Raw genomic sequence first — 20,940 nt, forward strand, 5'->3', positions numbered from 1 at the left:
TTATGGGTTGATTGAATTAGATTCGATTTCATTAAATCAGCTTTATGACGCTGACTCTTCATACTTCCGTCTATTATGATTTTCTCCCCAAGCACACATGACTTCTGCTACAGGAATCAATGTTCTGCCGTATTCGCTAAGGGAATATTCAACTTTTGGAGGGATAGCAGGGTAGACCGTTCGGTCGACTATGCCTTCGCGTTCCAAATCTCGGAGATGTTGGGAAAGCATTTTTTGTGAAACATCAGGTATAAGCTTTTCCAGATCGTTGAATCGCTTTGTGGATTCAATCAAATGCCATAAAATCAATGGCTTCCATTTGCCGCCTAGAACATGCAGGAGTGTTTCGACTGGACATTCGCGCTGATGAATCATGGATCAATCATCCCCCTTACTTTTGAGTACGTGTATTATCCGATATTAATATAACAAAATTTTACATTGCGGATACCATCAAGTCAATCAGAAACCATTCTAATCGCCGATGGTATTACTGTTATGACTTGGACATTTATCGCTAATTTGATAATATTAATTGTTTTCCTTGTGGGAACCATACTGGAACGAGCTGTCAAAAAATAACGCCGAGGACACTGGCACCCCAACCTTCCGTGGCTATCCGCGACCGCTTCGGAATTTGTCATTCACCTAGGGTGGACTGCTTGCCATCATTATACAAACCTGCATTATCTTTTGTTTTGTCTTTTCTTAGTACTCTTTTTTCTTCCCTGCTTCCCTACCCCAAATTAATCTCCCGGATCTTTTCCAGCGACACTTTCGGTTTTCGGTCTTCGGTAAGCAGGCCGTTAACCTCATGCTGAACGTCCGTAATCTGCGTATAACAGTAACCGGAGATAAACGGAACTGCTTTAATCGCTCCGGTTATGCTGGCGAATCGCTCCAGGAAAGCTTCCTCACTCTCAACCTGATTGCCGTAACCCCAGCCATGCTCGCTCCTGAATGCAATCCCGCCAAACTCGCTGATGATAATCGGTTGCCCTTTATAACTGTAGCCTTGGGCGAACGCAAATTTCCACTCGTTGTACGCACCGTTGCTACCCGTAATCGCGTCTTTATCCTTGTATGTTTCGTACAAATCTTCGCCACGCTCCACATAATCATGAAGAGTCAAAATATCAGAAATGGTGTGCTCCCATCCATCATTAGTGATGACTGGGCGATAAGGATCAATAGATTTGGTCAAATAATAAATACCTTCCGTAAATTTTTGCTGCCGATCGTCATGGATAATATTCTGAATGCCCCAGGATTCATTAAATGGTACCCAGGTAATAATGCAGGGATGATTGTATTGCTGCTGCACAACTTCAATCCATTCCTTTGTAAAACGTTCCACGGACTCATCGTTATATTCAAAAGCAGCCGCCATTTCGGACCAGACCAGCATACCTTTGACGTCACACCAGTATAGGAAACGAGCGTCTTCAATTTTCATATGCTTGCGCAAACCGTTGTAGCCCATTTCGGCGATCGCCTCGATATCTTCGATCAGCGCTTCTTCGGACGGAGGCGTCAGATGACTTTCGTTCCAGTATCCCTGATCCAGAATCAATCTTTGGTAAAGGGGAATATTGTTCAGAAGAATTTGTCCGTCTCGGATCGAGATTTTGCGCATGCCGAAATATGAACCCACCCGGTCGATCTCCCGTTCTCCTTCATACAGCACAAACTCCACATCAAACAGATTGGGATTGCCCGGAGACCACATGTTCTGCAGCCATGGCCCGTTGATGCCGCTCATCATGCTTGTTTCCACCGTCAGCCAGGCTCTGTCCACCGAAAGGCTCAGCTTTCTTACCGTTTCGCCTTTAAATGTGATTTCTGTCTCCAGCCGGAGATCTTTTTTGTTTTTCGTCCCGTTAAAGCGGAAGTCGAACCGAATCATTTGGCGGTCGATGTCCGGTGTCATTTTCACCTTATCCAAGCGGGTGTCATGGACATGTTCGAGCCAGACGCTTTTCCAAATGCCTGTCGTCTGCACATAAAACGAATCATGATTTCGTCCGGCCCAGCGCTGTTTGCCCCGAGGCTGCAGACAGCTATCGCTGTCTTCCACTTTCAGCACAATTTCATTTTCGGCGTCTTGCTTGAGGAGGTCGGTAATATCCAATGAAAACCGAGCATACGCCCCTTCATGCTCCCCCGCAAAACCACCGTTCACCCAACAGGTAGCTTTATAATCCACGCCTTCGAAATGCAGGATCGTTTGTTTCCCTTCCGCTTCTGGGGAAAGTGTCAGTTTTCTGCGATACCAAATCTGCGCATGGAATGTCTCCTCGCCGATTCCGCTCGCCTGGGTTTCATAGGTAAAGGGAACGTTTATTTTTTGTGCAGCGGGAAAATGGTCCATAAAGCGTTCCGCAACACCGGCTTTTTCATCATCGAAACAGAAATCCCACGCTCCGTTCAGATCCAGCCACTGGCTCCGTACAAATTGGGGTCTCGGATAGTTTTTTATATAAAATTTCGTAGCTGCTGTGGGCATTTTAGCACCTATCCTCTCTCTAATAACTGATGTATAATCTGTATTTCTTATCACAGATTACTATCTTGATCTGAGAAAAAAATGATTTATCCTATCCTTTGACTGATCTATTATCCTTTCTAGGAGTGGAAATCATTGATACATCTAAACCGATGTGGATATAACGTGATTCATCCGGAAGGCTTCACTGTTGACCGCCCGGACGGCTCCGGGGATTACGTCTTTTTATTCTTCCGGAGCAAAATGGAGCTTAAGATTCATTCGCAGGCTGTATTTGTTGAACCTAATACCTTTATTATTTTTAACAAAGACAGCCCGTATTTCTACCAGCATGCTGAACAACCTCTGGTCCATGACTGGTTTCACTTTGATATGGAGGACGCAGAGGCTTTTTTTGATCGCCTGAATCTCCCTTTAGATACCTTATTCAAAGCATACGACCCCTTCTATATTTCCAGAAAAGTGAATGATATTCATTGGGAGAATCTGCAGAACGGAACCTTCCGAAATGAGATCATCGATAATACCATTCGCTGCCTGTTCATGAAGCTTAGCGATATTCGAAATCATTTGGAGCCACACCATCAGATTAGTAAATACTACGATCAGTTCCTGAAGCTGAGAAATGAAGTTTTCAATTCTCCTTCTACTTGGTATACGGTCGAGTTCTTGGCGGACAAGATGAATATGAGTCGGTCGTATTTCCAGCATATGTACAAACAAATCTTTGGCATATCGGTAATTAACGATATCATCCTTAACAGACTAGGATATGCCTCTTATTTACTGAAGAACACTTCGTATGCGATCAGCCATATTTCTGGAATATGCGGTTATGAGAACGATGTACATTTTATGCGGCAATTCAAAAAATACGTAGGACTAACTCCGAGTGAATACAGAGGAAGGGCTGGCTGATGGTAGGCAATAATTCTATTTTCTCTCCTCATTACTTCAGAAAAGGAATCAACGTGCGCGTATTGTACAGTGTTTTCGAGGCAAATAATCAACGCGATTTGTGACTCGATGCAGACAGAAACGGACTAGCTTATGGTCGAACGCTAGTCCGTTTCTGTTTGCAAAATAATGAGTCCCTCAGTTCAAGCATTGAACTGAGGGACTTTTCCTCTTATGCTATTTTCACCTCTAATCCTGTTCTTTTTTCACCTGTACGACAGGCAGCATCATGCCGTCATCCATGCCCATCAACGTCACGCTGGATGATTCGGGTATCTCATCGTGCTGCGTAATATCTACCGGGGTATCAAATATCGGTTCCGCATAAGCAAGATGCGTCCGGCCGCGGGCCAATATCTGGCGGTAATTCCCGCTTTCGCCTTCATAACCGTCATGGTCCCACGGAACGAATGACCGAGCGTTACAATAATGGCACACATAGGAGCGGCGATAACGGTCCTTCGTTCGGTTCCGATATGAACGGTGGAACAAATGGGAATCAAAGAACAGCACATCTCCAGGCTTCATTCGCACTGGAATGGGGGCCGGATAATTGGACACCACTTTGGATAACGTGTTGACCTCATCGTCGAGGTGACTGACATTCTCCACGGAATGGAGATCGGTGAATGCTTCTTTAGCATGAACACTGCCGCCGTTATCCCCTGGCGGTGGGTAAATCGGTTCGTGATTGGAACCGGGAACGACCCACAAACACCCATTCTCTTCATCGGCCTCCTCCAGGGCAATCCAGGCTCCGATTAGTGTGTCGGGATGGGTCTTGATGTAATATGCATCCTGATGCCAACCTTGCCCCCCTTTTCCCGGCGGGTTAAAGAACATCATCGATTGCAGAGCATAGACATCGGGCCCGATAAGCGCCTCAAGCACATCCAAAATCCGGGGATGAAGCATCAGCTGCTCCCCTTCCGGGTGGACGCGGGAGATCATATGAACCCTCGTTTTCTCGGCAAACTCCGATTTGAGAGGGTCCTTATCTTCCGTAGATGCCTCTTCACGTTTCCCCTCATGTTCAATCCGCAGTCTCTCTGCCCACGCTGCATAATGCTCTATTTCTTTCGGATCCAACAGTCCTTCAACAATAAGGAAACCATCTCTGTGATAGTGCTTGTATTGCTCTACCGTTACATAATAACGGCCTTCTCTTAGTTTGGCCTTAGGTACATAAGTCTGCCCCATGCTGATCCCTCCACAAGAATTGATTACCTTAAGTGTGAAGGATTCCGAAAGCGTTCTCAATGGAGAGGACACGGAAAACGGTGGACTGATTTGATATCCGTTATCATGTCCGTTCCTGATTCAGAGCGACAAAATGCCGGTTCAAGGGATAAGCGGACTCCTCTTCTTCGGTCATGGCCAACTGACGAAATAACGGATCCGCAAAACGATCGCGGAATTCCACGGCAGTGACACCGCGTGTCCGTTTGAACATGCGTGAGAAATAGTGCTCATCGGCAAACCCGACATCGTAAGCGATTTGTTTGATCGTTCGCTCCGCTTGGATTAATAGCTGTTCCGCTCTACGTAGACGGCGTTCCAGCAAAGCCTTCTGGGGAGGGATCCCAATCCAGCGGACAAACATTCGGGTAAAGTGCTCATGAGTCCAGCCGGAACTGCCCGCAATCTCTTCAATGGTAATTTGGTGATGAAGATGTTGTTCCATATAATCCAATGCCTTGATAATCGGGGCAGGCAGGTTCATGGAAGAGAGTGAATCGTCTTCATCGATCGCCTGCCATTCCTCCAGTACGCTCAGTAGCAAAATGGCTCCTCTTCTCTGCCAGCCGCGGGGTTTTACATGCACAATTTTGAGCATTTGTTTCAACAGGGAGGGAACAAGACTTCCCCCGGCAATCACCGACCAGTCCTGGCATTCCCCTCGGCTATCGTCTTGTCTGCAGAAGGTTTCCCGGAATGCTGCATGTTCGAAGTGGACATATAAATGCCTGGTGGGAACGAGCGGATCAAACCGGTACCTATGCGGCTCTCCGGGACAGGTGAATACAATGCCGGGCCGATCCAGCAGAAATTCACCCCGGTCGTTTTCGTAAACGGTACGGGAGCCCGTCGGAAAGAATACCAATTCGAAATCATCAATCGTTCGCACCCCCAGAACGGATCCCTTGTTAACGGTGATATCCCCCATGACATGAAGTGCGGGCAGCGTTAGCGACAACGTATAACCTCCCATTCCTTCCGTTTGTTCTACATAATATGACGCAGGGCACAAGTTATAAGTTCCATTTAAAACGGTTTCAATTATATGCTACACCACTTAACTCGTATGAGTAAGGAAATAACTGTCGAAAATCATATGGACGATCTTTTTGCCAGTATGACGACGGGAATCAAGAAGGGACAAAAAGCGAAAGGAACTAGCATTGGCCAGCTCCCTTATATACGTCTAACAAATAAAGCCGACTATCGTTCGAATTTCAAAGTCATCATATTCCTGTCCTCTGATTTACTCTTCGCCAAAACTGTTTATAGTTCCGCATCCCGGGATGGCTATTTGTGCATGAAACTTCAATTACTGTTTCCATCCCGATATCCCACTTTTACTTTGTTTTATCCGTAATCTTTTTTATGGCCTTGCTTTGGTCAAATGATTCTTGATAGATATCAGCGTAAGTTTTTGAATCTTTGATAAGATCGTCGCAGAAACCCGCTACGTCACTGCCCGTTACTTCGAGTACGCCTTTTCCCACGGCCGCGCCCTCTTCAAAAAGATCGATAATCCCCGAGAGCAAACCCGTCCCGTCGGTTAGTTCAACAGGGCCGACCTTAAAGAGATATTTTTGAATCTCTTTATAAACAATCTGATAATCTTTCGGGAGTGCTTTGACACGCGCCACATGCGCTCGCCACTCTTTTTTGCCTTCGATGATATCTTGTATTCTCATGTTATCCTCCTATTTACCTAATTTTTTAGCGATATTATTGTTGAGCTGCTCGCGCCACTTGTCACGAAAAGACTTTGCGCCTTCTTCGCCGGCTAGCGCTGAACAGAAACCTTTGATATCGTTACCCAAAACCTCTTGGACATTCTGACCTTCCGCCGCCGATTCTTCGAGCAAGCCAAGCACGCCGTCAAGAATTGGCATGAGGTTGCGACCGGTGAAATCGGAGTGAGGCCAAAGATTGGCATTAATTTCATTCCATGCAGCTTGATAATCAGCCGGCAGCTTCTTGGCTCGTGATTCAAAAGTTTTAAATTCTTTAGTCATGTCGCTGCCGGTGATTTTTTCCCAAAAATTCATGATTAATTCTCCTTTAACTCGTTTATTGTTGATGATACGAACTCCCATGTTTCCCAGAACCTTTTCAGCTCGACGCTCCACGTACACCCTTCCCTCCACAACACGGAGTTCAGTCGCTGCGTGATTTCGTAGCCGTAGGTTTCAATGCGGCATATAATTCCAAGGACACACCTTCAAGCATCCCTTTGAGCAATTCCGTTAGGTTTCCAGCACAATTACCCCTGGCTATTCTGTAGCACTGGTATGAAGTGTTACTTACTACCCCTATAAAGTAACACGTAGTAGTTGGTTTGTCAATTGCATTTCCTCTGACACGGATATTATATGTTCAACAATCCTGGCCGTTGGTAGAACAAAGGCAGCCGATTTTATGAACGGCTGCCTTTTTGTATTCGATTGAACTAGTTCTGCTAAAGGCATGGCGATAGTTCCTATATACTAACGTTCCTCCGGCTAATTTTCATATAAGATAAGAAAGTCCCTCCACTTTCTCTGTTCTGGGAACACGGCTATGAATCCACTTCGCTTGCTCAGTTGCACGCTGCCATTACTCAACGGATCTCAGGACCAGCCGGATCGGTTTATAAGGTAAGTTACAAGTTCATCGTCGAAGACGATGCCGAAACCCGGCGTGGCCGGAACATGAATCTCTCCGTTTTCGATTCGATAGCCTGATACATCCATTCCTTCAATCGTGATATCGTCATATTCCACAAATTCGAAGTTTCGCACCGCGGCTGACAAATGTCCCGACGCGTAAATGCCATAAGCATTGCCGTAACAATGCGGCGCAGACCGCAAACCATGGGCATCCAACTTCTCGCCTAATTCCATCCAATGCGTGAAACCAGGCCAAATGATATCGTACTGCAGTACATCAACACGGCCGCGAGTCGCCCACTCAATAAGATGAGGGGAGGCAAGCCCTTCCCCATCCGCGATAAGCACATTCTGCCCACGTTGCCCGAGCCATTCCTTCAGGTCCTCGTACAAGGCTTCATCCTCATGAAACGCTTCTTCCAGCCAATACAGATTCACATCCGATAAAGCCGCCAAGACCTCTTTGGTTAAGTTCAAATTATAGGCATTATTCGCATCGATCATGATCTTGCCTGCGGGACCTGCCACTTCCGAGATCCCGCGCACGATTGCGATATCTCGTTTCGTCCCTTCCCAGAGCGGCATATGGCGTCCGCCTCGGCCAACCTTAATCTTGAAATGACGTTGGCCTTTCGCATAACCTTGCATCGCTTCTTCCTGCATCAGCGCGACCGCTGCCCTCTCATCAGGCAAATGCAAATCGTCGAAGTATAGAGAGGTATCATAGCAGGGGACAACCAATGGGGCTCCCTTTTCCAGGTGGGCACCGGACACTAAGTCATACACTGGTTTGCCTTGTCTCTGTCCTAACCAATCGAGCACAGGGTATTCCAATTGCAATCGATACGCTTCCCGCAGTCTGCCCTGGTGATCGAATAAATCAAGCAAACGGCGGCCTATTATGTCTTCGGCCCATTCCGGTGTCATATGAATCGAGCTGCCGTAACCTGTTTGTCCATCGATCGTAATTCTGGCGATATCCACTGTGCAGCCTTTGCCATGAACGCCGATTCTGCCATTGGCCCCCGCGCTTCTGGCTCGTTCACCCGTTAACTTGGCGAATTCGATTTTTTCCACTTTCCAGTCAGATTGTATACCGGTAATGTTCATACGATCCTCCTTAACCGACTCGAACGGTTTCTTGTCCGGATTTGATTCGTAAGTAGAATACCATATCATAGAATTATACTGTGAGTTGAACTTTGATATTCGCACGAATAAGCCGCCACGAATCGTATCGTGACGGCTTATCCTTTTAGCTATTTGCGGTCCAATCAGGCCGATAAACCCCACGGCTCCGACCAGAGCGACCGATGATCCCGCAAGTCCCACGGCAATGAGAAGCAGCCATAGGCGTTGTCGCTGCACAGCCGCGCCGATGCCGGTTGCGATCCCTTCCCCAAGCGTGTGAATGTTCAAATGACGGGCATTCAACCAGATGATCCCGCCGCAGAGCAACGTCCAAGGCATCAGTGTTAGCACCTGGTTCCAGGTAGTTTCATATACGCTGCCGGTTAGGCGGAATTTCATTCATTTCTAGAGGGAAGAACCCTCTGGCTGTCCGGCAGGCGATCGATGCACCACTCCACCGGAGATCGACTGCGGATATTTCAACAGGTTGTAAATCGGACATACGCGTTCAACCGCTTTATGAAGATCGGCGATGGTTTCAGCGGATTCTTCGGATACGATGTAAATCTTATATTCGATATTATGCGGATAGATAGGAATACCCTCGTATCCCGGTTTGCCGGCAAGCGGGTGCAATTGACCCGTGACTTCGACTTCAAGGGATTCCAGCGATACGCCTCGTTCCGCTGCCTGAATCAACGTAATATGAGTCAGGCAGCTGCCTAGTACGCCAAGCTGAATTTCGGGTGATGAAGGACCGAGGCTATATCCGGCATAATTCTCGGGACTGTCGCTGATGATTTGGAAGTCGCGTATGCGTATTTCACGAACGCCGCTGCGGCCTTTCGCTTGTACCTTGGCCGAATAAGTATTCGGTTTGGGGTCTTGCTCCGCTTGAGAACGCAGGGCCTCCGCCGCCGCTTTCTTTTGCGCTAAATATTCATTTAATGTAGTCATCGTATCTCGCTCCTTTAAAATATTGATGATTTTAACGAAAAAAGACACAGCTAAGCAGTTTATCTCTGCTTTAAGCTGTGTCTCCGACGATTCGGTCAACACTCGTTGCTCGGTTATACCATTTCATCAACGGGATTGGATAATAGGCTAGGGTTCATTCCCAAATAATCGAAGAGCCCCTGTTCGATTTGTTGAATTCGCTCCACTCTTAAACTATAGGTCGATACCGTCTCCCCGACGACATGAACGTTGAGCAGCCCCGCGCAGCGCAAATTGAAAATATGGTCATGCGTTATGCCTTTGGATATGCCGAGGTGTCGAACCACTTCGATAAAAGTGCGCGGTTCGCTGCGCAAAAAGTGCAGGATTCGCAAACGACTCTTTTCACTCAGGCTGCGGAGAAGCCGGTATAATTGAAGCGACGGCTCATCTTCTTCCTCGGAATGCGGCTCGATCCTGGAGGCATAATGGCAGAGGGTCAGGCTTCCGTACGAGTAAAAGATATTGCCGGGCTGAAAATGGTAATGCGGAATCAGAACCAGCTTCTCCAGCCCGTTCACCGGCTCGAAACAAAACCCGTTCGTCAAGGCTGCCGCCTTCTCGTAAGCTTCAAATTCATTCCATTCCGTCTTCTCTTCCGCTTCGGTACGCAAAGCCGTGACGATCTCCTGGTCGATATGCTTAAAATAGACTTCGTTCCATTCAGACAGCATCCGATGCTGCCGGTCTCGTACCGCGCCGAAATCTTCGGGAAACGTCTGGACATACGGCGACAGCACGGCATAAAGTTCGCCCAACGTGAGTTTATGCAGCCAGGATAGAAAATCTTCGACGCTATTCTTGTTCGGGGACACATAGGCCAGAAGATGAAGCAGCTTCCATTCCAAATCGATTCCGGTCTGTTCCAGTTGATCGGCGAATTCTGAAGACAAGGATGCATGTACATTCTGAGTCCAGTCAGGACCAAGATCAATCCGTTTGTGCCAGCTTTTGCAAAGATACGTATGGAGGCTGTTGATCAGTTCGTTGACGGGACTGAACGATAATTCCAATTGATAGGACAACAAGTTGCACTCCTTCTTTGACCTGTTATGACGGACTGAATGCCGTTAATTCAGCAAACGTCTCGTTCATATTGTACAACATTTGGCATCGGACGACACAGCCCAAGGCATATCCTCAATGTGTTATAAAATGATCTGAAAATGGCGTGCCGCTTCAAACGAGATGACAAGCCACGTAATGATCGTCCCCCACGTTTCGGAGCTCGGGCACGACCTCCCTGCACTGCGCCAAGGCATATGGGCAGCGTGTATGGAACTTGCAGCCGGAAGGCGGATGGGCCGGACTTGGAATATCCCCTTTAAGTACGATTCTCTCCCGCTTCAGCCTCGGAACCGGGACAGGGATCGCCGACAGCAATGCTTGCGTATAAGGATGCAGCGGACGGCTGAACAGTTCGTCACGCGAAGCCATTTCCATCATGGAACCAAGATACATCACCCCGATGCGATTGCACAAATGCTCTACGACGCTTAGATCATGCGAAATGAACAAATAGGTTAATCCGCGGTTATGCTGAAGCCTTTGAAACAAATTGATGATCTGTGCCTGGATGGATACATCAAGCGCAGACACCGGCTCATCGGCGATAATAAAATCGGGATTCAGCACCAGAGCGCGGGCAATGCCGATCCGCTGCCGCTGGCCGCCCGAAAACTCGTGCGGAAACCGATTGTAGTGATAGGCAGATAAGCCGCAAGCCTCCAGCACATCCAATACCTGATTGCGAACCTCGTCTTTTTCGGCCAAACCGTGCTCAAGCAGCGCTTCGCCGATTGCGTCTCCGATGCGGATTCGCGGATTCAGCGAGCTGTAGGGGTCCTGAAAGATAAGCTGCATTTTAGGTCTAAGTTTGCGCATCTCCGATTGGGGAAGCTCGTGAAACGGGATTCCTTTATAAAGGATGTCCCCGCTGGTTTTCTCATGAAGCCGAAGAATCGTGCGCCCGACCGTGCTTTTGCCGCTGCCGGATTCGCCGACCAGGCCGAATGTTTCTCCGGCCCGTATGCTCAAGCTGATGTCATCAACCGCTTTGACATGACCGACGGTACGGTTAAGCAGCCCTGCGGTGATGGGAAAATATTTTTTCAAATGTCGTACTTCCAGCAATGCTTCACTCATGCCGCGCCTCCTCTTCGTACAACCAACAGGCCGTCCTGTGACCGGGCTCCACTTCTCTTAATGACGGCTGCCGGGTTCGGCAGACGGGCATGCAGCTCTCACAGCGATCATGAAAATAGCAGGATTCCGTCAATTCAAGCGGATTGGGAACCTGACCAGGGATGGAGTATAACTGCTCCGAGCGCTGGCCGATGATCGGCTTCGATTTCAACAATCCCTTCGTGTACGGGTGTTTCGGATGGTCGAAGATCTCCTCGACGTCTCCTTCCTCGACGATTTTCCCCGCGTACATGACGATGACATAATCCGCCATCTCGGCCACTACGCCAAGATCATGCGTGATCAGCAGCATTGACATATTGGATTGCTCCTTGCTTTCCCTAAGCGTTTCCAGCACCTGCGCCTGGATGGTAACGTCCAGTGCGGTCGTCGGTTCGTCGGCGATTAACAGCTTGGGCCCGCACGAGATCGCGATTGCAATCATAATCCGCTGCAGCATGCCTCCCGACAATTGATGGGGATAGGAAGCCGCGATTTGTTCCCCTCGGGAAATGCCGACCAGCTCGATCAATTCGAGCGCTCGGGCATAAGCTTGTTTTTTGTTCATTCGCCGATGTAGCATGAGCGGCTCCATGATTTGCTTGCCGATGGTAATGACCGGGTTCAGGGAGGACATCGGTTCCTGGAAAATGATCGAGATGTCGTTGCCCCGGATTCGGCGCATCTCTTCTTTGCTGATCTTCAGAAGATCTTTGTCCCCAAATTGGATCCTGCCGTTCACCACCTTCCCGTGCGGCCCTTCGACCAGTCCCATGATCGACATGGCCGTAATACTCTTGCCGCAGCCGGATTCGCCCACGACGCATACCGTTTCGCCTTCGCGGATACGGAAGCTGATATCATCCACTGCTTTGACCGTTCCGGATCCGGATTCGAAATAAGTGCTTAAGTGATTGATCTCGATTAATGAATTCATCATCCGTTCACCTGCTTGTATTCTGTTTAGGGTCGAGTACGTCACGCAAACCGTCGCCGAAAATGTTAATGGCAATGACCGTCAAAAAAATGGCCAAGCCTGGTGGAATCCACAGCCAGGGCCGTTTCTCAAAATCGATGACGTTGTTGGCCGCATCGATCATATTTCCCCAAGTTGGCGTTGGAGGCATGACCCCCAGCCCGAAGAAGCTAAGGACAGATTCCGACAGTATAGCACCACCGATGCTAAGCGTGGCGATGACAATCAGAAGCGGGAAGACATTAGGCAGCAAATGGCGAAACAGCTTCCGTTTATCGCTGAGACCAAGCACGTCGGCAGCCAGCATATACTCTCGTTCCCGCAAAGTCAGCATTTGGCTGCGGACGAGCCGAGCTACGCCGGGCCATCCGATGATGCTGAGCATGAGCATGACCAGATACAGCCGATAGTCGGTCGGAACCTTCCAATCCGACATCAGCGCACCCATGATAAAGAGAATTGGAAGACCCGGAATCGTGAAGAGCAAATCGGCGGTTCGCATGATCAACTGGTCGACTACTCCACGATAATAACCCGAGATGACGCCGAGAACCGTCCCGATCGTCATAGACAGCGCCATGGACGCAAGACCGACCGTGAGCGATATTCGGCCTGCTTGCAAGAGTCGGGTCAGCACGTCGCGGCCGAGCAGGTCCGTTCCGAGCCAATGCTTGCCGCTTGGGGGCTTGTGCATCATGGCAGGATTGATTTTGCCATCCGCATACGGCGAGAACAACGGACCGATAAAGCATGCGACAAACATCAACACGATAAAGGCGAAGCCGGCTACGGCCAGCTTATTTTTCCTAAGTTGCCGAGTGGATTGCTTCCACAGGGAGTCTGGAACATCCATTCTTCGGGCGGCTTTTCCGGCTTGACTTGCCGTCGTTGGGATCGACAAGGTAGTCCCTCCTTTCTTTAAAGCCTGACCCGGGGATCGGAAGTGTGGTAGAGGATGTCGGATATGAGCGTCCCGACGACCGTCAAGATAGCCAAAAACATCGTAAAGCCCATAAGGAGCGGATAATCCCGCACCGTGAAGGATTGCATGTACAACTGGCCGATGCCCGGCCAATTGAAAATCTTCTCAATGATGATTGAGCCGCCGAAAAGGCCCGGCAATTCGAAACCGATCAACGTAATCGCGGGCAGCATCGCATTTTTCAATGCATGGCGGTACAGCACCGTTCTCTCTTTCAAACCTTTCGCACGGGCGGTGCGGACATAATCCTGCCGGATCACCTCCAGCATGTTGCTGCGGAAATAACGGGTGAGCGACCCGACGCCGAGCAATATCATAACGGCGGCCGGAAGCAGCATATGGTGCAGCACCTCGACAACGTAGTCCCACCCCTCGGCCCGGCTTCCCGTCGTAATCATTCCCCCTGGCGGGAGAATCTTTAAATCGACGGCGAATACTTTGATCAGGAATAATCCGATGAAGAACGAAGGAATCGACATCGCGGCGAAGATGCCGATCATAACCAGGGTATCGAGCAGCGAATATTGCTTATAGGCCGTTATAACGCCCACGACAACCGCGATGAACCAGGTGAAGAACGTGGAAACCACCGCCAGCACAAAGGAGTTCCATATGTAATCCTGAAACAGGTCGAGGACGGGGCGCTGCTGAGCCAGAGAATAGCCGAAATCGCCTGTGAAAATGTTGGCCATCCAATTAACGTATCGTTCGATGACAGGTTTGTTCAACCCGTGGATTTCCCTTAGTTCCGCCTTGCGCTCCTCGCTCAAACTCAAGTTGTTATCGACATAATCGCCTGGCGTTAGGGAGTACAGGAAGAAGATTAACAGGGATGCGCCAATTAATATCAAGAGCATGTACAAGCATCTTCGGAGCAAATAGGTTCTCATGTTCTCTCCTTCATTAGTCATCTCCTTGCCTGATGGGTTCAGGCAGGAGATGTCTTCTTTGATAGAGCAGTCTAATCTTCCTTCCAGCTGCCAGCTGGCTTATTGCAGATTCCATCCCGGCAAGCTGTATGCGATTCCCGCCAGCGGGTTCAATTCGAAACCGTCGATGCGCCCGTTGATCGCGATGACCGATTTGGTATAGTTGGTAAACATGATCGGTAATTCGTCATTCAATATTTTGAACATTTCGTGGTAAATCGCTTTGCGTTCTTCGACGTCGCCCGTGGCAAGACCCTGGGCGTAGAGCTCTTCGATGCGCGGATTGTCGTAGCCCTTCGTTTCGCCTTTGATGAACCGCTCCACCCCTTGCGAAGGATCGCTGATAATCGTCGTCGAGAACGAAGCCATGTCATAATCACCGCTGTTGACCTTGGATACGAGTGTGTTAAAGTCCGGGAATTGCTCAGGCACGAAATCAACCCCGAGTTCTTGATAGTTCTCTTTGGCGACGGCAATGAAAATATCGGTATTCGGGCTCTTTGATCCCAGATAGTTGATACGAAGTTTGACCCCTTCCTTCTCCCGAATGCCGTCTGCGCCGACCGTCCAGCCGGCTTCATCCAGCAGTTGTTTTGCTTTTTCCGGATCATACGGATACGGGTTGATATCCTCCTCGGTATAGGACCACAGAATCGGAGATGATGGGATGTTGGCGATCGACGCTGCCCCTTGCCTGGAATCCACGTAGATCAGCTGACGATTCAGGCCGTAAGTCAAGGCTTGGCGAACCCGCTTGTCTTTCAATGGATCCCTCTCCAGATTGAATTGATTATAGCCGTAGTTGCTGGCCGTGGACGGAATCAGGTTCAGGAAACCAAGGGCTTTCAGTTTCTCGATGTTATCCGTCGTAGCCGAGAAGCTGCCATAGTCGACTTCTCCGGTTTCGATAAACTGCCAAGTGTCGCCCTCCGTCGTCTTGTAGATGAAGTATTCGGTCTCCGGTTTGCCTAACGCGTAGTGTTCATTGGCAACAAAACGCACTTCTTGGCCCGGAATGAACTTCTCCAGCTTGTAAGGGCCGTTCGTGATCGGATTGGCGTGCAGGTTCTTAATATAGTCCAGGTTGCCGAACTGATAATCCTTTCCGTAGTAGGCTTTAGACAATATCGGTCCACCGAGCACCGTCAACGCCGTTGCGTTGGTCTCTTCCAGCGTCACGGAAATCGTTCGCTCGTCGATAATTTGAATGCCTTCAATGGAATCCGCTTTTCCGTCCTTGTAGGCTTGACCTCCCTTGATCTTCGCCTCCACCACGCTGTTGAGACCGTCATACGACGGATCATGAAGCAAGGTCCATGTAAATTCCACGTCCTCGGTTGTCATGGGGGAACCATCGCTGTATTTCAGCCCTTCCCGAAGATGATACGTATACGTCAGCTTATCCTCGGAAATTTCCCATTTCTCCGCGAGACCAGGAACCGGTAAACCATCGGTATCGACGCGGACAAGCGGAGTGTACAGAACAGAGTTTACATTACCGTCATAACCCACTTGGGTGAAATATGGTGTGAATGCCCCGCTCGGATTCACCAGAGTGACGATAATGGCATCATTACGCTGCTTCGCTCTGTCCGGTAGCTTGTTTAAATCGGTTGCAGCAAAGGGTTCTTCGAGCAAATAGGCCTCCGTACCTTGCTCAGCCGGCTCACTGGATGCGTTCGCTTCTGGAGTTGTCGGCGGCGATGCCGCCGTCTCCTTGTTAGCAGATCCGGAGGAGCAAGCAGACAATATCAAGAATAGCGACAATAACCCTAACCATATCAAACCGGAATATCGTTGTTTTCTCATAGAAACCACCTTTGCCATTTTTTAGGGTTTAACTCCCGAGTAATGTTATAATTCAAATAGGTTAAGTAGGATTTATTGCCAAACTGATGCATCAGTAAGCTCATTTTAGCCAGCGTTATTGATTCTGTAAATAGCTAACTTCCGCGTGTTTCTGTCTAGACAGAAACATTCTGCCTACTTTTGGACATTACAATGTTGGCCGTAACTTCGCCGGCATTTGTTCAAATGTTGGATATCAAATCATCTTTGGTGCTCCAAGGTTTGCGATGGCTTCCTTCTATCGATTCTTGTCCTTCCATCTCCGTTTTCTATGGAATGACATGCCTCCTAATAGGTAGAAATCGAATGTTCAAGCTGCATCTGTTCTTGTATCGCTATGACCTATTGGGCCCTGGGAGATTCCGGTCCGTTATTTATCTTGATGTTGAGTTGTCCATATCGACCGAATTTAGTAATTCCATTCCGGTTTTCACATAAATTTTTTTAAAAAAAAGTTTTTTTCCTCCCCCTCTTTTCCGATTTTTCCGGTTCCGTCTACCGACGGCATATCCACTTCCATCAAGGTACTTTTTTATTTGAAACTGACACACCAATATTACTTTGATAAATTGGCCTAAATGAGTGTTTTGAAATTGGATCTTTAAGTGAGTCCAGTTGATTCTTATAATTTGTGTTATTTATGAAAGTTAACTTTTGGAGGAGTGAAGCTTCATGTTCCATGGATTATCCGCATTTCCACTGACCCCAATGAATGAAACAGGAATTAATGAAAATGAATTTGTTAAGCTAATTGAACGGTTGGCAGCAGCAGGCGTAGACTCCATCGGGGCACTGGGTTCGACAGGTAACTATGCCTATCTAAGCCGGGAGGAACGTATTCGGATTTTGCAACTTGCGGTCGGTTACGCTGAGGGCATTCCCGTGATGACAAGCATAAGTGCAGTGCGCACGGCTGATGTGCTTCGTTTGGCAGAAGACGCACAAAGAGCAGGAGCAAGTGCGGTGCTGTTAGCTCCTGTTTCTTACCAAGCATTAACGGATGAAGAAGTATACTCCTTATATAAACAGGTGACATGCTCACTCTCTATCCCGCTTTGCGTTTATGATAATCCGGGGACTACGCATTTTCATTTTAGCGATGAACTGCATGGCCGAATTGCTGAGCTCCCCAATGTACGTTCAATCAAGATCCCTGGAGTGCCGTCTGAATCTGAAGCAGCCAAGACACGAGTAAGCCATCTTCGCGAGCTCATTCCTTCCAGCGTAACCATCGGAGTAAGCAATGATCCGTTTGCAGCCATCGGCTTGAATGCAGGTTGTGAAGCTTGGTACTCGGTGCTGGGAGGCTTATTTCCTAAGACATGCATGAGGATGACTCGATTGGCTTTGGAGGGCTTTGCAGACGAAGCCAATCGCCTTTCTAAACAGCTCGAACCGATTTGGACGTTATTTCGCCAATTTGGTAGTCTTCGCGTAGTATCTGCAGCAGCAGAAATGGATAACTTGATTTCAAGTCCCAGCCTCCCTCTTCCGTTACAACCACTGAATCCTTCAGCCAGAGAGCATTTGAAGTCCATACTTGTAGACATTCAACTTATGGAATCATCTTGATTGACATCTATATTGGGGCTGTTGCGCAGCCCTAATATTTTTATACATAGTAATTGACATGGATCAAAGTATGCTTTTATACTGTTAAATGAAACTTAATATCTTACCTAAAACCTATTTGGGAGATGTGGACTTTTCTGGAGAGTTATCTCTCCATTTTCGCCACGCAAAGGCCGTACGGTCGTTTGTGTGGCTTTTTTGCGTTTAACTAAGGAGGATAATGATTAGATGAAATTATGGCACTATGCATTGATCGTTTTTTTAGGAGGCTGCAGTTATGGGGTTTTGTCCACCTTCGTTAAATTGGCCTATGCAGCAGGTTTCACCGTGTCCGCAGTAACCGGAGGACAGTATCTCTTCGGCGTTGTCCTCTGTTGGCTTGCCGTGTTATTTACCAAAAAGAAAAAACTGACTCGGATCCAAGCTTTAAAGCTTATCCTTTCTGGAATTCCCTTCGGGTTAACGGGCATATTTTATTATCAAGCCCTACAAACTTTAAGCGCCTCTCTAGCAATCGTTATTTTGTTCCAATTTGTTTGGATCGGAGCCTTGTTGGAGTGGGTATTCCACAAGAAAAAGCCAACCAAGACGAAACTCATTTCCATCGCCTTGCTTTTGGCTGGTTCCGTGTTGGCAGCCAATATCCTATTCCAAGAACCCATAGTGTTATCATGGCAGGGATGCCTCTGGGGAATGCTTGCGGCATCGTCCTTTTCCGCATTCGTATTTTTGAGTGGGTCGGTTGAAAAGGAAACCCCTCCCATTTTAAAAAGCGCCCTACTTTCCACGGGAGGCGTATTGACCGTATTTATCGTTTTTCCGCCAACGTTTTTATTCGACTTGGATGTATTCGTGGGGATCATTCCTTACGGATTGGCACTGGGCATATTCGGCGGCGTCCTCCCCCCTCTTCTGTATTCGATTGGAATGCCGCATGTCGGTTCGGGATTGGGGACCATTCTTACGTCATCCGAATTGCCGGTTGTCATTGCCATGTCCTCTTTAGTCCTGGGAGAAACCATAAGCTGGTCTCAGTGGATTGGCGTGATCATCATTCTGGGCGGAATTTTTTACAGTAATATTCGATTTCGTACTCGGAACGGAGAAGCTTTGACAACCACTGTGTAAGCTAAAAGCATGTGACAAAAAAACCGCTAAACCCAATAGGATATGGCTCGATATCAAGTAGATGGAGTAAGAACAAAAAAATGAATCCTTCGGTTCCATACTAGAACTGAAGGATTTTTGCTCTTTACGCCATTCGTTGGGGACAAGCAGTTCGGCATCTTTGCCGATTGCATAGCTGTGAACTCGTCCATATGCTGACCCTGGCATGTTTATCGTTCAATAGAATGCATCAGCATTTAATATCGAATAACCCTCTATGAATCAAGTTTGCAGTAACCGGCTGCTTTCCGATTTCTCGCGACCAGATAGACAATTGACCGATATGATGAATTTCATGGGCGATCACGTGACGCATCACTTCGCCGAATGTAAATCTTTCCTGTTCCCCGTCCTGGTTCGTGTCAACCATGATGCGATCTTCCAAGCTATCATTCCAGTCGTAGACGAAGGGTGCAATTTCCGCATGGGCTCGGGCCGAATAATCTCTTAATCCTTGGACGCTGGCACAATCCTCGAACGAAGGAATATCCAGCTCTTTCCCTTGCAAATCCCCGCACAACCAGGCATATTCAACGGTCACGATATGATACAGTGTGAAGAGAATGCTTCCTATGCCACCGGTGCGTTGTTTCAACAACTCTTCCTCGCTCACGGTATCGCACCAGTCAAACCAATCTTGGCGAACTTGCCAGTTATACTCGAATAGCTTCAACATGTCACAGCCTCCTGTAATCATAAACTTTGTTGCGTATACTCATGATTCGCGATCTAATTCCATTATCCTCCCTCTATGAAGATTCCGGATCCGAGGTTTACCTCTAGCATGTCATGTATTGTTGGATGAAGCGTCTCTATTCAAAGCTAAGAAAAGAACCATAGCCATGATGCAGGACATCCCAATCCATTGGAGCCATCCGAACGAATCCTTTAACCAGAATACGGTTGTGAATACGGCTGCCACTGGTTCTAAGCTCCCCAAAAGACTTGACTCTTTGGGCGATAAGTGGTTTAAGCTTTCGATATAAAACCAAAAGGCCAGCATCGTTCCAAAAATAATGACGAATATCAAATATAAGCAGGCTTCGAACGGCAAGCTTTTAATATTCATCTGCCAAGGCGGGTGGATAAAACTCAATGCACCCCCCCCGATCAACATCGCCCAGCCAACAATGACTAATGAGTCGTATTTCGCGAGAAAGCGAACAGCATACAAGGTATAAAACGCAAGGGCAGCCCCGGATAATATTCCCCAAAGCACAGCGTCTGAGGGTACGGATAATTGAGACAGCGAACCATTGGTCAGCAAGAAAAAACTACCCAGTAATGCGAGCGAAACGGTATACATATCTTTTCTCGTTGGGGCAGATTGCTTACGGACAAACAAGTATATAATAATCATTACAGGAGCTAAATATTGCAATAAAGTAGCAACTGCAGCGTTTCCCTTTTCTATTGAAGCCATATACGTATATTGAACCCCGAGCATACCAACTAATCCAAAAATAACGAGCTGTAACGAGAACCTTTTATTCTTCCAGATCCCCAAAATATCGGCAGGTCCTTTTTTTAAAATGTGAACGCATAGGAGCAGTAATCCTGCGATAAGTAGTCGGATCGTAACGAACCAACCCATATCGATGCCGTATTGCTGGAATAGCTTTTTTGCAACCGTCCCTCCGATTCCCCAAAATATTGCCCCTGTCATGATGAAAAATAATCCTTTTCCTTTATCCATATGTCAACTCTCCATCAAAGTTATAAAATAGTATCGTTTACAGACTATAATAAAGAGAAAATGTATAATTAGATACGAGAATCAGATCATAAAAATATAAGTATATTGAGATTGA

The 20,940-nt window shown here is 47.8% G+C and carries 19 protein-coding genes; 3 read left to right on the forward strand and 16 right to left on the reverse strand.

The genetic code is table 11. The features are described from left to right. Nucleotides 1-42: 42 nt before the first annotated feature. Together RB297_RS05340 and RB297_RS05345 are read right to left on the reverse strand one after the other, a co-directional pair. Complete coding sequence (locus RB297_RS05340) at nucleotides 43-375, reverse strand: winged helix-turn-helix transcriptional regulator (RefSeq protein ID WP_096773909.1); 333 nt, start codon at nucleotides 373-375, stop codon at nucleotides 43-45. Between the two features lie 361 nt (nucleotides 376-736). Beyond that, a complete protein-coding gene (locus RB297_RS05345; protein WP_213578779.1) occupies nucleotides 737-2,506 on the reverse strand; it encodes a glycoside hydrolase family 2 protein in 1,770 nt (589 codons plus the stop codon). A gap of 135 nt (nucleotides 2,507-2,641) precedes the next feature. Between RB297_RS05345 and RB297_RS05350 the strand changes: the two genes are divergently transcribed. Next, on the forward strand, nucleotides 2,642-3,424 hold the full coding sequence (locus tag RB297_RS05350; protein ID WP_375119956.1) for a helix-turn-helix domain-containing protein: 783 nt from the start codon (nucleotides 2,642-2,644) through the stop codon (nucleotides 3,422-3,424). A gap of 228 nt (nucleotides 3,425-3,652) precedes the next feature. On the opposite strand, the gene RB297_RS05355 is transcribed toward RB297_RS05350, so the two are convergent. The 12 genes from RB297_RS05355 to RB297_RS05410 form a co-directional block, all read right to left on the reverse strand. Beyond that, nucleotides 3,653-4,663: a phytanoyl-CoA dioxygenase family protein gene (locus RB297_RS05355; protein ID WP_375119957.1), complete on the reverse strand. Its 1,011-nt coding sequence runs from the start codon at nucleotides 4,661-4,663 to the stop codon at nucleotides 3,653-3,655. Between the two features lie 103 nt (nucleotides 4,664-4,766). Next, nucleotides 4,767-5,660 (reverse strand): helix-turn-helix domain-containing protein, encoded by an 894-nt coding sequence (locus RB297_RS05360; RefSeq protein ID WP_375119958.1) that lies wholly within the window; start codon nucleotides 5,658-5,660, stop codon nucleotides 4,767-4,769. Between the two features lie 382 nt (nucleotides 5,661-6,042). After that, entirely contained in the window at nucleotides 6,043-6,387 is a 345-nt protein-coding gene (locus RB297_RS05365) for a DUF1048 domain-containing protein (RefSeq protein WP_375119959.1), read from the reverse strand. A gap of 9 nt (nucleotides 6,388-6,396) precedes the next feature. Then, nucleotides 6,397-6,744 (reverse strand): DUF1048 domain-containing protein, encoded by a 348-nt coding sequence (locus RB297_RS05370; RefSeq protein ID WP_145038400.1) that lies wholly within the window; start codon nucleotides 6,742-6,744, stop codon nucleotides 6,397-6,399. A 561-nt stretch (nucleotides 6,745-7,305) separates the two neighbouring features. After that, nucleotides 7,306-8,874 (reverse strand): iron chelate uptake ABC transporter family permease subunit, encoded by a 1,569-nt coding sequence (locus RB297_RS05375; RefSeq protein ID WP_375119960.1) that lies wholly within the window; start codon nucleotides 8,872-8,874, stop codon nucleotides 7,306-7,308. Nucleotides 8,875-8,880: 6 nt separating this feature from the next. Beyond that, complete coding sequence (locus tag RB297_RS05380; protein WP_375119961.1) at nucleotides 8,881-9,432, reverse strand: OsmC family protein; 552 nt, start codon at nucleotides 9,430-9,432, stop codon at nucleotides 8,881-8,883. 113 nt (nucleotides 9,433-9,545) lie between these two features. Next, entirely contained in the window at nucleotides 9,546-10,496 is a 951-nt protein-coding gene (locus RB297_RS05385) for an ArsR/SmtB family transcription factor (protein WP_375119962.1), read from the reverse strand. A 154-nt stretch (nucleotides 10,497-10,650) separates the two neighbouring features. After that, nucleotides 10,651-11,616 carry an ABC transporter ATP-binding protein gene (locus RB297_RS05390; protein ID WP_277745998.1) on the reverse strand — a complete coding sequence of 322 codons (966 nt, stop codon included), beginning with the start codon at nucleotides 11,614-11,616 and terminating at the stop codon, nucleotides 10,651-10,653. After that, nucleotides 11,609-12,592, reverse strand: a complete 984-nt coding sequence (locus RB297_RS05395) for an ABC transporter ATP-binding protein (RefSeq protein WP_375120571.1) — start codon at nucleotides 12,590-12,592, stop codon at nucleotides 11,609-11,611. Before RB297_RS05395 ends, RB297_RS05390 begins: the two co-directional genes overlap by 8 nt. Nucleotides 12,593-12,599: 7 nt before the next feature. Beyond that, complete coding sequence (gene opp4C, locus RB297_RS05400; RefSeq protein WP_228468988.1) at nucleotides 12,600-13,484, reverse strand: oligopeptide ABC transporter permease; 885 nt, start codon at nucleotides 13,482-13,484, stop codon at nucleotides 12,600-12,602. A gap of 65 nt (nucleotides 13,485-13,549) precedes the next feature. Then, nucleotides 13,550-14,503: an ABC transporter permease gene (locus RB297_RS05405; RefSeq protein WP_015735600.1), complete on the reverse strand. Its 954-nt coding sequence runs from the start codon at nucleotides 14,501-14,503 to the stop codon at nucleotides 13,550-13,552. 99 nt (nucleotides 14,504-14,602) lie between these two features. Beyond that, nucleotides 14,603-16,351, reverse strand: coding sequence for an ABC transporter substrate-binding protein (locus RB297_RS05410; RefSeq protein ID WP_375119963.1), 1,749 nt, complete (start codon nucleotides 16,349-16,351; stop codon nucleotides 14,603-14,605). Nucleotides 16,352-17,062: 711 nt separating this feature from the next. Here RB297_RS05410 and RB297_RS05415 point away from each other — a divergent pair. Both RB297_RS05415 and RB297_RS05420 read left to right on the forward strand, forming a co-directional pair. Then, nucleotides 17,063-17,962: a dihydrodipicolinate synthase family protein gene (locus RB297_RS05415; RefSeq protein ID WP_375119964.1), complete on the forward strand. Its 900-nt coding sequence runs from the start codon at nucleotides 17,063-17,065 to the stop codon at nucleotides 17,960-17,962. Nucleotides 17,963-18,190: 228 nt separating this feature from the next. Next, nucleotides 18,191-19,090 carry an EamA family transporter gene (locus RB297_RS05420; protein WP_192571727.1) on the forward strand — a complete coding sequence of 300 codons (900 nt, stop codon included), beginning with the start codon at nucleotides 18,191-18,193 and terminating at the stop codon, nucleotides 19,088-19,090. A 229-nt stretch (nucleotides 19,091-19,319) separates the two neighbouring features. Here the strand turns inward: RB297_RS05420 and RB297_RS05425 are convergent, their stop codons facing one another. Both RB297_RS05425 and RB297_RS05430 read right to left on the reverse strand, forming a co-directional pair. Further along, nucleotides 19,320-19,805 carry a DinB family protein gene (locus RB297_RS05425; protein WP_277746002.1) on the reverse strand — a complete coding sequence of 162 codons (486 nt, stop codon included), beginning with the start codon at nucleotides 19,803-19,805 and terminating at the stop codon, nucleotides 19,320-19,322. 111 nt (nucleotides 19,806-19,916) lie between these two features. Then, a complete protein-coding gene (locus RB297_RS05430) occupies nucleotides 19,917-20,825 on the reverse strand; it encodes a DMT family transporter (protein WP_375119965.1) in 909 nt (302 codons plus the stop codon). Nucleotides 20,826-20,940 lie beyond the last annotated feature (115 nt).

This window comes from Paenibacillus sp. CR_12 (genome assembly GCF_041953985.1).
Taxonomy (GTDB): Bacteria; Bacillota; Bacilli; order Paenibacillales; family Paenibacillaceae; genus Paenibacillus_AQ; species Paenibacillus_AQ lautus_A.